Source organism: Frankia sp. Hr75.2 (genome assembly GCF_949319125.1).
In the GTDB taxonomy this organism is placed as follows: domain Bacteria; phylum Actinomycetota; class Actinomycetes; order Frankiales; family Frankiaceae; genus Parafrankia; species Parafrankia soli.
Window position 1 is genome coordinate 24846 of the sequence record NZ_CASGGV010000323.1, and the last position, 12789, is coordinate 37634.

The following is a 12789-nucleotide window of genomic DNA, read 5'->3' on the forward strand; positions in this document are numbered from 1 at the left end:
TGACCATGGGAGGAACGGCATGACCACACCGGCCCCCAGCGCAGGCGGCCAGCTCGAGGGGTTCCTGCGGGACCTCGTCGACCAGCTCCGCGCCGGCGACACCTACGGCAACCTCGACCGGCTGCCCGACGAGCAGCTGCTCGGCCCGTTCATCCTCACCCGCGAGCAGCGGCGGCAGATCGCCTCCAACTGCGACATCGACGCCGTCATCGAGGGGCGCGTGCGCTCCTTCTACCAGGCCGTCGCCGCCTCGGTGGAGAAGGCGACCGGGGTCATCACCACCACCGTGCTCGACCTCAACCACGAGGGCTTCGGCCGGGTGATCGTCTTCGGCGGGCGGCTGGTGGTGCTCTCCGACGTCCTGCGCGACGTCCAGCGCTTCGGCTTCAACTCGCTCGAGGACCTCGCCGCCCGTGGCGAGGCCATGGTCACCGCCGCCGCCAAGCTCGTCGAGCAGTGGAGGGAGGTCGCCCGCGATGACTCCTGAGACCAGCACCAGCACCGATGTCGCCGCCGTCACGACCCGGCTGCGCAAGCTGAACAGCAAGGCCTCGCAGCTCAAGCTCGACCTGCACGACCTCGCCGAGGACCTCCCGATCAACTGGGAGAACATCCTCGACCTCGCCCGCCGTACCTACGACGCCTACGCCGAGATCGCGCTGCTGGAGAACGAGCTGCGCGCCGGCGCCGCCGGTGGCACCGGGAAGGGAGCGGGAGCATGAGCGCGCTCACCAGCCAGCTCGAGGAGTTCCGCCGCTGCTCGACCGCCGAGCAGTACTTCGAGCTGCTCGACGTCGACTACGACCCGCGGGTGGTGGCCGTCAACCGGCTGCACATCCTGCGCTTCTTCGCAGAGGAGATCGCCGGCCTGCACGAGGGGGCCGACGCCGAGGTGTCCCCCGAGGCGCTGCTGCGGGACTACCGGGCAGCCCTCGTCCGCGCCTACGAGGCCTTCACCACGGCCACCGCGCTGGACCACCGCCTGTTCAAGGTGCTGAAGGACCGCGCGCCAGAGCCCGCCGGGTTCGTCCCCATGTCCGAGATCACGGTCGAGCGACCGGCGACCACCCAGACCGACGAGAAGGGCCAGCAGCGATGAAGTCGACCTTCGACGTAGGTGACGTCGTCGCCACCACCAAGGCCCTGCGCCAGGACGGGACCTTCCCGGACCCGAACATCGCGACCGGCCAGATCCTGGTCGAGCCCGGCACCCGGGGCGAGGTCATCAACGTGGGCCTGTACCTGCAGGAGCACATCGTCTACGCCGTCGCGTTCGAGAACGGCCGGGTCGTCGGCGCCCTCGAGCGCGAGCTCGAGGCCGCGGTGCGGGAGACCTCCCCGTCCAGCCGGGCCGCCGCCGCCGCCACCGCCCATGCCACAAGTTCCGCGGCTGACAGCAGCGCCGCCGTGACCAGCGGGACCACCGACAAGGAGGAGGGGCTGTCGTGAACAACGAGCCCGTCATGCTTCCGGTGCTGCCCGCCGCCACGGCGGAGCTGCTGACCGGTCGGACGGCCACCCCTGGTCAGAACGGCTCGCCCGCCCAGGGCGCGGCGCCCGCCCCGGGTGGCGGCTGCGCGTCCAAGAAGAGCTGCGGCAGCAGCACTCCGGCCACCGATCCGGAGATCGCCGAGAAGATCGCCAACCACCCCTGCTACAGCTCCGAGGCGCACCAGTACTACGCCCGGATGCACGTGGCGGTGGCGCCCGGCTGCAACATCCAGTGCAACTACTGCAACCGCAAGTACGACTGTGCGAACGAGAGCCGGCCCGGCGTCACCAGCGACCTGCTCACCCCCGAGGACGCGCTCGCCAAGGTCAAGCTGGTCGCCAGCGAGATCAAGCAGATGAGCGTGCTGGGCATCGCCGGCCCCGGCGACCCGCTCGCCAACCCGAAGCGCACCTTCCGCACCCTGGAACTGGTCGCCCGGGACTGCCCCGACATCAAGCTGTGCCTGTCGACGAACGGGCTCACCCTGCCCGACCACGTCGACCGCATCGCCGCGCTGAACGTCGACCACGTCACGATCACGATCAACATGATCGACCCCGAGGTCGGCGAGCGGATCTACCCCTGGGTCGCTTACAAGGGCAAGAAGTACACGGGCCGGGAGGCGTCGAAGATCCTCTCCGAGCGCCAGCTCGAGGGCCTCGCCATGCTGGCCGAGCGCAAGATCCTCGCCAAGGTCAACTCGGTGATGATCCCGGGGGTCAACGACGAGCACCTCGTCGAGGTCTCGAAGACCGTCCGCGGGCTCGGTGCCTTCCTGCACAACGTGATGCCGCTGGTCTCCGCCCCGGAGCACGGCACCGTGTTCGGCCTCGCCGGCCAGCCGGGCCCGACGCCCCAGCAGCTCAAGGCCCTGCAGGACCGCTGCGAGGGCGAAGACGGCGCCGACATGAACATGATGCGGCACTGCCGGCAGTGCCGGGCGGACGCCGTCGGCCTGCTCGGCGAGGACCGCGGTGACGAGTTCACCCCGGAGACCTACCAGGGCCGCGAGATCGCCTACGACCTGGAAGGCCGCCTCGCCGCCCACGCCGAGATCGAGCGGTGGCGCCAGGAGACCCGCGCCGAGCGCGAGACGGTGACCGTCGCCGGCCCGGCGACCAGGCCCGACGACGTCGTCCTGGTCGCCGTCGCGACCAAGGGCAGCGGCGTGGTCAACCAGCACTTCGGCCACGCCTCCGAGTTCTGGATCTACGAGGCCGGCCGCAGCTGGGCCCGGCTCGTCCAGACCCGCGACGTGCAGCGCTACTGCGAGGGCCCGACCGAGTGCGGGGACGGCGCCTCGGTGCTCGACAAGACCATCGAGATGCTCTCCGACTGCTCCGCCGTCCTGTGCAGCAAGATCGGCCCGGGGCCGTACGACGCGCTCGAGGCCGCCGGGATCGAGCCGGTCGAGGTCTACGAACTGATCGAGAAGGCCGTCGCCACCGTCGGCGGCCGGCTCACCGCGGCCGCCCGCGCGGCCGTCCCGGTGAACCCCGACCCCGCCGGCACCGGTTTCACGGACCTCGACGAGATCGACCTCGACGAGGTGGAGGCCGAGATGGCCGAGGCCGAGCTGGTGCGCGCCGAGCTGGTGCAGGGCGAACTGGTGGACGTCGACCTGCTCGACCCGGACCTCATGGACGACGACCCGTTCGAGTTCGCCGTCACCGTCCGGCCCGGCTCCTGCTCGGGTGAGGGCGGCAAGTCCGGCTCCTGTTCCGGCGGCGGCCACCGCCACGCCGCCGGTTCCGGCCACCGCCACGACGCCGAGCACGCCCGTACCGACCCGCGCACCGAGAAGTCCCGTGCGGAGCGGACCACCCCGGAGAAGGCGCGCGCCGACGGTGCCCGCCCCGCCCACACCCGTTCCGTCGGCACCGGCTCCCACAGCGCCGGCACCGACGTCACAGACCTGGAGGTAGCGCGGTCATGACCCTCGTCCAGAGCACCGTCGAACTGACCGAGCGTGCCCGCGCCCAGGTGCGGACCCTGCTCGGCGGCAGCGCGGAGACGGCCGGCTTCGGCCTGCGTGTGGGCGTGAACCCGGGCGGCTGTTCCGGCCTCACCTACAACCTGGCGCTCGCCCCCGGAGCCGAGAGCGACGACATCGTCATCCACTCCGACGGGTTCGACGTCTTCGTCAACTCGTCGATGATGGGGCACCTGCGGGGGCTGCGGATCGACTATGTCGAGTCGCTGACCTCCTCCGGGTTCACCTTCACCAACCCGAACGCGACCAGCTCGTGCGGCTGCGGCAACTCGTTCGGCACCCCGGAGGAGCCCGAGCGCGCCGAGGCCGACGACCGGCTGCGCGGCCAGGTCGAGGACGTCATCGCCGAGATCCGGCCGTTCCTGCAGGGCGACGGCGGCGACGTGCAGCTCGTCACCGTGCTCGCGGGTAACGGGGAGCCGGGCACCGCCGAGGTCCACATCCGGCTTGTCGGCGCCTGCAACGGCTGCTCCAGCGCCTCGGCCACCGTCACCGCGGTGATCGAGAAGCGCATCAAGGAGAGCCTGCCCGAGATCGGCCGCGTCGCCCTCGTCTCCTGACGGCGAACCCCGGCCCACCACACCGACCCCCCGACGGAACACACGGACCAGTCATGGAGCGCAGCATGATAGTGACCCGGCGTAGTTCTCCGCCGGCGTCCGGCCCGGTCGGTCCGGTCGATGCCCGCGGGGCGTCCGAGGCCGCGGTGCCAGCAACGGCGCTGGCACCGACGGCCCTGGCCCTGGCCCCGGCCCTGGCGCCGGCGCAGCGCAGCGGGGGAGCGAGCCTGCCCGGTCGGTACGACCGGCAGCTCGACCTGCCGGGCTTCGGCCCGGCGGCCCAGGAGCGGCTGCGCGGCGCGACCGTGCTCGTGGCGGGCGTGGGCGGCGTCGGCGGGGCGGCCGCGACCTACCTCGCCGCCGCCGGGGTCGGCCGGCTGGTCCTGGTCCACCCGGGCGCGCTGGAGGAGCCCGACCTCAACCGGCAGACCCTGATGCGCCCCGAGTGGATCGGTGGCTCCCGGGTGGCCTGCGCGGAGCAGACCCTGCGCGCGCACCACCCGGGAGTCGAGATCGTCGCGATCGACCGCGAGCTGTCCCAGCTCCCAGAGCTGGGCCGCCTCGTCGCCGGGGCGGACGTCGTCGTGGACGCCCGCCACAACTTCCCCGACCGCTACCTGCTCAACGACGCCTGCGTCGCGACCCGGACCCCGGCGGTCGTCGCCGCGATGAACGCCACCGAGGGGAACCTGCTGGTCGTCCAGCCCGGATCGCCCTGCCTGCGCTGTGTCTTCACCGAGGGCGACCCGTCCTGGCAGCCGCTGGGCTTCACCGTCCTCGGCGCCGTGTCGGGGATGGTCGGCTGCCTCGCCGCGACCGAGGCGATAAAGATCATCTCCGGGTTCGGTGAGCCGGCGGCCGGCAGGCTGCTCCAGTTCGACCTCTGGGACCTGGACTTCCGGGTGCTGCGAGCCCGACGTGACCCGCACTGCCCGTCCTGCGGCGGCCAGGGGCCCGGCTCCGGGGAGCCACGGTGATCTACCTCGACCACAACGCGACCACGCCCGTCGACCCGCGGGTGGTCGAGGTGATGCTCCCGCTGTTCACCGAGCGGTTCGCCAACCCGGCCAGCAAGCACGCCCCCGGCCAGGAGGCGACGCGGATCGTCGAGCGGGCCCGGCGTGAGGTCGCGTCGCTCGCCGGCGCCCGCCCCCGCGAGGTCGTGTTCACCTCCGGGGCGACCGAGGCCGCCAACCTGGCGATCGGTGGGGTCCTCGCCACCGCCGAGCCGGGGCGACGCCGGATCCTCGTCGGGGCCACCGAGCATCCCGCGGTACTCGGCGCCGCCGACGCCGCGGTGTCGGCTGGCGACGCGACAGCCGCCGAGCGGATCGCCGTCCACCCGGACGGCACCATCGACGTCGACGACCTGCGGCGCCGACTCGGGCCGGACGTCGCGCTGGTCGCGGTGATGGCGGCGAACAACGAGACCGGGGCCGTGAACGACCTGCGGCCACTGGTCGAACCGGTGCACTCCGCCGGGGCGTTGCTCCTGTGCGACGTCACCCAGGCCCTCGGCCGCATCCCGGTCGAGCTCGAGCAGACGGGCGTCGACCTGGCCGTCGCGTCCGCGCACAAGCTCTACGGCCCCAAAGGTGTCGGCGCGCTGATCGCGTCGAAGGACGCCTGGCCACGCCTCGCGCCCAGGGTGCACGGCGGCGGCCAGGAACGCGGCCTGCGGGCCGGCACCCTCAACACCGCCGGGATCGCCGGCTTCGGAGCGGCCGCCCGCATCGCGGCCGAGTCGATGGCCGACGACGGCAGGCGCCAGGGCGCGCTGACGGCGCTGCTGACTGCGCTGTTGACAGAGACCCTGACGAAGCGGCTCGGGCCCGGAGCCGTCGAACTCAACGGCCCGGACCGCGCCAGGCTGCCGAACACCGTCAATCTCCGCTTCGTCGGCGCCGGTGCCGACGAGGTCCAGGCCTGTGCTCCGCGCGTGGCGATCTCGGCCGGCTCGGCGTGCAGCGGTGGCGGGGACGAGCCGTCCCACGTCCTGCTCGCCATGGGCCGCACGGCCACCGAGGCCCGGGAGAGCCTGCGCTTCAGCCTGGGCCGCGCCACCACGACGGAGGAGATCCGCACCGCCGCGGATCTGGTGGCCCGCGCTGTCCTGCGCGTCCGCTCCCTTTCCCAGAGCACCCCCATCCAAGACGAGGTTCGAGATGACAACCGAGCTCTTCGAACAGCCTGAATCGCGGGTACGCCGCCTCAAGGGGGTCGTGATCCGGTTCGCCGGCGACTCCGGCGACGGCATGCAGCTCACCGGCGACCGCTTCGGCGCGCAGGCCGCGGAGGCCGGCAACGACGTGGCCACGCTGCCGGACTTCCCGGCCGAGATCCGGGCGCCAGCCGGAACCGTCGGCGGTGTCTCGAGCTACCAGCTGCACGTCGCCGACCACGACATCACCACCCCGGGCGACCAGCCCGACGTCCTCGTCGCGATGAACCCGGCGGCGCTGAAGGCGACCTTGAAGGACCTGCGTCCCGGAGGCGTCCTGATCGTCGACTCGGGCGCGTTCAACGTGCGCTCGCTGGAGAAGGCCGGGTACGACTCCGACCCGCTGACCGACGGCTCGCTGGGCAACTACATCGTGCACGCGGTCGACCTGACCGGGCTCGCCGTCGGCGCCACCGACGGCCTCGGCCTCAAGCGCAAGGACGCCGCCCGGACGAAGAACATGTTCGCCCTCGGCCTGGTCTCCTGGATGTTCAACCAGCCGGTCGAGAGCACCATCGCCTACCTGGAGAAGCGCTTCGCCAAGAAGCCGCCGGAGATCCTCGCCGGTAACCTGGCGGCGCTGCGGGCGGGCGTGAACTACGGCGACACCACCGAGGCGTTCGCCGTCTCCTACGAGGTGAAGCCCGCGGCGCTGCCCCCGGGCACCTACCGCCACATGCGCGGCAACCGGGCCATCGCCTTCGGTCTCGTCGCCGCCGCGCACCAGGCCGGGATGCCGCTGTTCCTCGGCGCGTACCCGATCACCCCGGCGACCGACGTCCTGCACGAGCTGAGCAAGCTCACCTCGCACGACGTCCGCCACTTCCAGGCCGAGGACGAGATCGCGGCGATCGGCGCGGCGATCGGCGGCTCGTTCGCCGGCATGCTCGGCGTCACCGTCACCTCCGGTCCCGGCATGGCGCTCAAGTCCGAGGCGATCGGCCTGGCGATCTCGCTGGAGCTGCCGCTGGTCATCGTCAACGTGCAGCGCGGCGGACCGTCGACCGGCCTGCCGACGAAGACCGAGCAGTCCGACCTGCTGCAGGCCCTCTACGGCCGGCACGGCGAGGCCCCGCTGCCGGTGCTCGCCGCCCAGTCGCCCGCGGACTGCTTCGCCGCGGCGTTCGAGGCGGCGCAGATCGCGCTGGAGCGGCGCACCCCGGTCATCCTGCTGTCCGACTCCTACATCGCGAACGGCAGCGAGCCGTGGAAGGTCCCGGCCGTCGAGGAGCTCCCCGACCTCGGCATCGAGTTCGCCACCAAGCCCAACGCCGTGGGCAAGGACGGCACGCCGAAGTTCCACCCGTACGCGCGTGACCCGCGCACCCTCGCCCGCCCGCTCGCCATCCCCGGCACCCCCGGCCTGGAGCACCGCATCGGTGGTCTGGAGAAGGCCGACGGCAGCGGCGAGGTCTCGCACGACGCGGACAACCACGACCTGATGGTCCGCACCCGCCAGAACAAGGTCGACGGCATCAAGGTGCCGGCGCTGGAGGTCGACGACCCGAGCGGGGCGCCCGGATTCGGTGCCCGGGTGCTGGTGGTCGGCTGGGGCTCGACCTACGGGCCGATCGGCGCCGCCTGCCGGCTTGTCCGTGACCAGGGACTGGCCATCGCCCAGGCGCACCTGCGCTACCTCAACCCGCTGCCGGCGAACCTGGCCGCCGTGCTGTCGTCCTACGACACGGTGCTGGTGCCCGAGATGAACCTCGGTCAGCTCTCCGGCCTGCTGCGGATGCACTGCGGGGTCGAGACCGTCGGCTACACCCAGACCCGCGGGCTTCCCTTCCGCGCGGTCGAGCTGGCCGCGGTGTTCACCCGGCTCGTCCACGGCGCCGACCTCGGCGACACCGAGATCACCAGTGAGGACATCAAGGCCGCGGGCGGCGCCAGCACGCTCGGCATGAGCGAGCTGGGCCGCAGCGAGCTCGGATCGGATTCGGAGGCGGGCAAGTGACCAGCTCAGACGCGGTAGGCAAGCAGCTCACAGCGAAGGACTTCTCCACCGGGCAGGACGCCCGCTGGTGCCCGGGGTGCGGTGACCACGCGATCCTCAACGGGATGCGGAACCTGCTGCCGACCCTCGGGATCCCGCGCGAGAACTTCGTCGTGGTCTCCGGCATCGGGTGCTCGTCCCGGCTGCCCTACTACCTCGACACCTACGGCATCCACTCGATCCACGGGCGGGCGCCGTCCATCGCGACCGGCATCTCGATCAACCGGCCGGACCTGTCGGTCTGGGTCGTCACCGGTGACGGCGACTCGCTGTCGATCGGCGGCAACCACCTGATCCACGCGCTGCGCCGCAACGTCAACCTCAAGATCATCATGTTCAACAACCAGATCTACGGTCTGACCAAGGGCCAGTTCTCGCCCGCGACGAAGCCCGGCACGGTCACCCCGTCCAGCCCGTTCGGCTCGCTGGACCACTCGTTCAACCCGGCCGCGCTGGCCCTGGGCGCCGAGGCGACCTTCCTCGCCCGCACGGTCGACACCGACCGCAAGCACATGACGGAGATCCTCGCCGCCGCCCACGCGCACGACGGCTCGGCCCTGGTGGAGATCCGGCAGAACTGCCCGACCTTCAACGTCGCGCCCCGGGACGACGTCGCCGCCTCCGCGACGGAGCCCACCGCGGCCGACGGCCCGATCCGGCTCGAGGCCGGCCAGCCGATCCTGTTCGGTGCCGACAGCCAGTGGGCGATCCTGCGCGACCCCGAGACCGGCGACCTGAAGTTCGGCCGGTCGGTGGAGAAGGGCGTCGTGATCCACGACCCGCGCTCGACCAGCCCGACCTACGCCTACGCCCTCGCCCGGATCGCGGACACCCACCCCGAGCTCGCGCCGATCGGCGTGTACCGCGCGGTGGAGCGGCCGAGCTTCGACAAGCAGTACCAGAACCGCCTCGCCACCGCCCGCGCGGGCGGCCGAGGTGACCTGCAGGAGCTGCTCACCGGCGACGACTCCTGGTCGGTGCCGGCCAGCCGGGCCTGAGCCCCTCCTCGCGGCCGACCGCGTAACGAGACCTCCCCCGGACGCCCGCCGTCCGTGAAGAAGGAAAGAAAGAGAGTTCCGATGCCCTACGTCGTCACGTCGCCCTGCATCGACGTCAAAGACACCGCATGCCTGGACGAGTGCCCGGTCGACGCCATCTACGAGGGCGACCGGAAGCTCTACATCAACCCGAACGAGTGCACCGAGTGCGGCGCCTGCGCCTCCGCCTGCCCGATCGGCGCGATCATGCTCGACCTGGAGGTGCCCAAGGCCGAGCGCCCCTTCGTGAAGAGCGAGAAGGAGTTCTTCACCAAGGTCCTGCCCGGCCGGGACGAGCCGCTCGGCGATCCCGGTGGCGCCAAGACCGTGGGCAAGATCAAGGCCGACACACCCTTCGTGGCCGAGTACGAGGCCTCCGCCTGACCGGTACGCGGGCCCACGCCCAGGTGACGGGGTAGGGCCGCCCGTGACCCGGGCCGGCGCGGGGAGCAGCCACCACGCTCCTCGAGCCGGCCCGGGTCACGGCCCGGGTCACGGCCGGACCGGGCCGCCGTTCAGATCACGGCCGGACCGGTCACCACCCGGGTCACAGGCCGCCGGGGCTGCCACTGCCGCCGGCTCCGGCACCGAACAGCTCCAGGTACCGCTGCGCGGCCATCGGGTTCAGCGGCGGGTTGATCAGCGAGGAACGCACGTTGTCCGCCTCGGCGGTGCTGAAATACGCCTCGTAGGCGAGGATGTCCCGGTTCCGGTCGAACAGGTCGTGCATCTTCTCGATGAAGAGCGGATTGTCGCCGCCACCGTTCCCGTCCACCCGGACGAGTCCCCACTCCGGCACCGCGAACTGCTTGCCGTGCGCCCGCGCGAACGCGGCCACGGTGCACGCCCCCGACGGGATGTTGCACTGCTGGTCGAAGGTCTCCGCGGAGCGCGACGGCGGGTAGGAGTCGTAGGCGTCACTGCTGACGATGCTCACGAACTCGTCGCCCGGGTAGGCCGCCCACACGTCGTCACCGTTCGGCATCCGGTCACGGTGCGCGCTGACGTTGAAGTCGATCCGCACCGCCGGCGCCGTCGACCGGATCTGGGTAACCGCCCGCTGGAAACAGGTCTTCCAGGTCGCGGTGTCCCGCGGATACCACCAGAACCAGTTCCCGTTGAACTCCCAACCGAGCCGGACGATGGCGTCGGGCCGGCCATTACGCGTCAGGGTCTGGCCGAACGCCGCCCAGTAGGCGTCATAGTGACCCCGGGCGCAGGTCCGCTCGTCACCCGACCGCGGGAACAGCGGCTGGGCGATGGAAAGCTGCCCGTTGTACACCCCCGGCGGGTAGTCCGACATCGGCCAGTTGTCGTAGGCGATCCCGTTCCAGTCGTTACGCTTGGTGAAGACGACCGCGACGTTCGTCAGCCGCCCCGTCCAGGCCTCCCAGGCGCGGATGTCCAGCGGCGGGTTCCCGTTCGCCCCGGAGGGCCACCGCACCCCCGGCCCGGCCGGCCCGGCCGGCCCGGTCGGCGCCGGCTCCGGCTGAGGCTGCGTGGGCTGTGCCCCGGGCGCCTTCGCCGTATCCGGGGCCTGACTCGCCGCCGGGGCATCGGCCGAACGCCGCGAATCCGGGCCGCCGGTGAGCGTCACCAGGCCGATCGCGCCGAGCAGGATGACCATCGCGGCGGCGACGACCCCGAGCACGGTGCGACGTCGTCGGCGCGGCCTACCTCGACGAGCCGTCCCGCCGCGGTGATTCCCGCCGCGGCGGCCGTCCTTCCCCTGGCCTCCGGCCCCTGGCGCCTGGGCAGCTTCGCCCGGGTCCGCGGCTCCGGCTCCGGCTCCGGCTTCGGGCCCGGCCCCGGCTTCGGCTTCGGGCCCGGTTCCGGGCCCTGGCCCGTCCGGGACGGGGTTCTCGCTGGTGCTCCCAACCGGGCCCCCGCCCTTGCTCACGGGGCTACCCAGGCCGGCAGAGGCCCGCTGGCGGAAAGGGCTGTCCGAACGGTTGGGGCTGCCCGTGCTGGTTGAGCTGCCCGAGTTGGTGGGGCTGCTCTGGCTGGTGGCACTGGTCCGAGCCACGGAGCTGACGAGAGTCTTGTCCGGCCGCATCGGCGAGCCCGGCGTGCCGAGGCGCTCGTACGGCAGCGTCCGCGCGATCACGTCCTCGCCCGCACCGCTCCCGACGGGCACGTCCGTCCCGGCAGCGAACGGGAGCGGGCCCGAAGACCCGGACACGTCCACGCCTGAACCTTCACCAGCGCCGCCGGGACCTTCGCCGGTCTTCGGTACCGGGCCGGTGCCCGCTCCGGACGCGTTGCCGGGGACCTCGGCGGCGGTGTCCTCGGCGGTGTCGGTCACCACGTCGCCTGCGCCGGCGGCTCTCCGGCTCGCGCCGGTGGTCGCCTTGCTCCTGCCGCCGGTTCTCCGGGTCGAGTCGGTGTTCCGGCTTGACCCGGTCTTCCGCTCTGGCGTGGCTGTCCGTTCGGACGCGGCGCTCCGCTTTGTCGTCGCTGCCCGGCCTGGCGTGGCTGCCCGGTCCGACCCGCTCGTCCGGTCTGATCCGGTCTTTCGGCCTGATCCGGTCTTCCGGTCTGACCCGGTCTTCCGGCGTGTGTCGGTGGCTTCGCGCTCGCCGACGTTCTGGTGCGCGTCGGCACTGTCCCGACCCGCGCCCGCTGTCGGCGGCGCGTCACCTGCCTCGTGCCGTTGCACGTACGTCCCCCATCGAGCCCCCGCCCCACATTCACCGCCCGCGCCGGGACCTGTCGGACCCCGGGTGGCGTGCTGCCGTGCGGCGCTACCGCCGGTCGGCACCGGTTCATCTTCGCAACCTTGTTACGAAGCAACCCTGGCTGACACTCAACAATCCGTCACCCACGGCCACCACTACCGGGCGCTCACCAACGGTGTGGGTCTGGTGCCGCGGCGCAGGCGAGGCATCACCCCCATCCGCCGGTCCCGGGCACGCACCCCGGACCGGATTACCGTGCGTTCCTGCACCGGTGACCCGGTTTCTCGCCCAGGACGCGGGGAGCCGGTTCCTTGACGTTGGCACCGGCTTCCCACTTCGCCGAACCCGCACGAGGTCGCCCAGAGCATCGCCCCGGACTGCCGGGTGGCCTACACCGACAGTGACTCGATCGTGCTCGCCCGCGCTCGTGCACTGCTCACCGGAACCGGCGAAGGCCGCACCGCCGGACTGGGCGCCTGACCTGCAGAGCCACGATCGCAATGGCGAAAATCTCGAAGATGGCGACGACGAGGAGTTCGTTGAGGCTGAGCCATCCGATATGCAAGCTGAGGGCAAAGACGGACAGCACGCGACAGGCCACGCTCAGCCCGACCGGGAAGATATCGGCGATCTGAGGGTGGTGGCGGTATATGCAAGACGGGCTCCTTCCGAGGTGGTGCACAGTTTCCGGGCCCCGCTGACGATCTCGACAAAGATTGCCCCGTGGTCCCGGTAGGAGACTCGCTGCTACTACGTTAAGTGAAACGTATCAACCATTCCGTGGAGTCCGCTGCCTGTCCGCGGTGCTGCCT

At 71.8% G+C, this 12789-nt stretch carries 13 protein-coding genes; 12 read left to right on the forward strand and 1 reads right to left on the reverse strand.

Features of this window, described 5'->3' with window-relative positions; genetic code table 11:
• The first annotated feature begins 19 nt into the window (after positions 1 to 19).
• The 11 genes from AC559T_RS30060 to fdxA all read left to right on the forward strand — a co-directional run bounded on the left by AC559T_RS30060 (position 20) and on the right by fdxA (position 9683).
• Positions 20 to 487, forward strand: a complete 468-nt coding sequence (locus tag AC559T_RS30060; RefSeq protein ID WP_071067116.1) for a NifX-associated nitrogen fixation protein — start codon at positions 20 to 22, stop codon at positions 485 to 487.
• Positions 477 to 722, forward strand: coding sequence for a CCE_0567 family metalloprotein (locus AC559T_RS30065; RefSeq protein ID WP_071067117.1), 246 nt, complete (start codon positions 477 to 479; stop codon positions 720 to 722). Before AC559T_RS30060 ends, AC559T_RS30065 begins: the two co-directional genes overlap by 11 nt.
• The gene (gene nifW, locus AC559T_RS30070) at positions 719 to 1099 is read left to right on the forward strand and encodes a nitrogenase-stabilizing/protective protein NifW (RefSeq protein ID WP_071067118.1); all 381 of its coding nucleotides are present in this window, start codon (positions 719 to 721) and stop codon (positions 1097 to 1099) included. The genes AC559T_RS30065 and nifW overlap by 4 nt, the downstream gene beginning before the upstream one ends.
• A complete protein-coding gene (locus AC559T_RS30075) occupies positions 1096 to 1449 on the forward strand; it encodes a nitrogen fixation protein NifZ (protein WP_112107975.1) in 354 nt (117 codons plus the stop codon). The genes nifW and AC559T_RS30075 overlap by 4 nt, the downstream gene beginning before the upstream one ends.
• A complete protein-coding gene (nifB, locus tag AC559T_RS30080; protein ID WP_112107974.1) occupies positions 1446 to 3428 on the forward strand; it encodes a nitrogenase cofactor biosynthesis protein NifB in 1983 nt (660 codons plus the stop codon). Before AC559T_RS30075 ends, nifB begins: the two co-directional genes overlap by 4 nt.
• Positions 3425 to 4045, forward strand: a complete 621-nt coding sequence (locus AC559T_RS30085; RefSeq protein ID WP_112107973.1) for an iron-sulfur cluster assembly accessory protein — start codon at positions 3425 to 3427, stop codon at positions 4043 to 4045. The genes nifB and AC559T_RS30085 overlap by 4 nt, the downstream gene beginning before the upstream one ends.
• Positions 4046 to 4110: 65 nt before the next feature.
• Entirely contained in the window at positions 4111 to 5022 is a 912-nt protein-coding gene (locus tag AC559T_RS30090; protein WP_498870843.1) for a HesA/MoeB/ThiF family protein, read from the forward strand.
• Positions 5019 to 6239, forward strand: a complete 1221-nt coding sequence (locus AC559T_RS30095) for a cysteine desulfurase family protein (RefSeq protein WP_498870844.1) — start codon at positions 5019 to 5021, stop codon at positions 6237 to 6239. Before AC559T_RS30090 ends, AC559T_RS30095 begins: the two co-directional genes overlap by 4 nt.
• A complete protein-coding gene (locus tag AC559T_RS30100; RefSeq protein WP_112107970.1) occupies positions 6211 to 8223 on the forward strand; it encodes a 2-oxoacid:acceptor oxidoreductase subunit alpha in 2013 nt (670 codons plus the stop codon). Before AC559T_RS30095 ends, AC559T_RS30100 begins: the two co-directional genes overlap by 29 nt.
• Entirely contained in the window at positions 8220 to 9260 is a 1041-nt protein-coding gene (locus AC559T_RS30105; protein WP_112107969.1) for a 2-oxoacid:ferredoxin oxidoreductase subunit beta, read from the forward strand. The genes AC559T_RS30100 and AC559T_RS30105 overlap by 4 nt, the downstream gene beginning before the upstream one ends.
• 81 nt (positions 9261 to 9341) lie before the next feature.
• On the forward strand, positions 9342 to 9683 hold the full coding sequence (fdxA, locus tag AC559T_RS30110; protein ID WP_018501689.1) for a ferredoxin: 342 nt from the start codon (positions 9342 to 9344) through the stop codon (positions 9681 to 9683).
• Positions 9684 to 9846: 163 nt separating this feature from the next.
• On the opposite strand, the gene AC559T_RS30115 is transcribed toward fdxA, so the two are convergent.
• Positions 9847 to 11604, reverse strand: a complete 1758-nt coding sequence (locus tag AC559T_RS30115) for a glycoside hydrolase family 26 protein (protein WP_498870845.1) — start codon at positions 11602 to 11604, stop codon at positions 9847 to 9849.
• Between the two features lie 757 nt (positions 11605 to 12361).
• Between AC559T_RS30115 and AC559T_RS30120 the strand changes: the two genes are divergently transcribed.
• Positions 12362 to 12457 carry a hypothetical protein gene (locus AC559T_RS30120; protein ID WP_306769319.1) on the forward strand — a complete coding sequence of 32 codons (96 nt, stop codon included), beginning with the start codon at positions 12362 to 12364 and terminating at the stop codon, positions 12455 to 12457.
• Positions 12458 to 12789 lie beyond the last annotated feature (332 nt).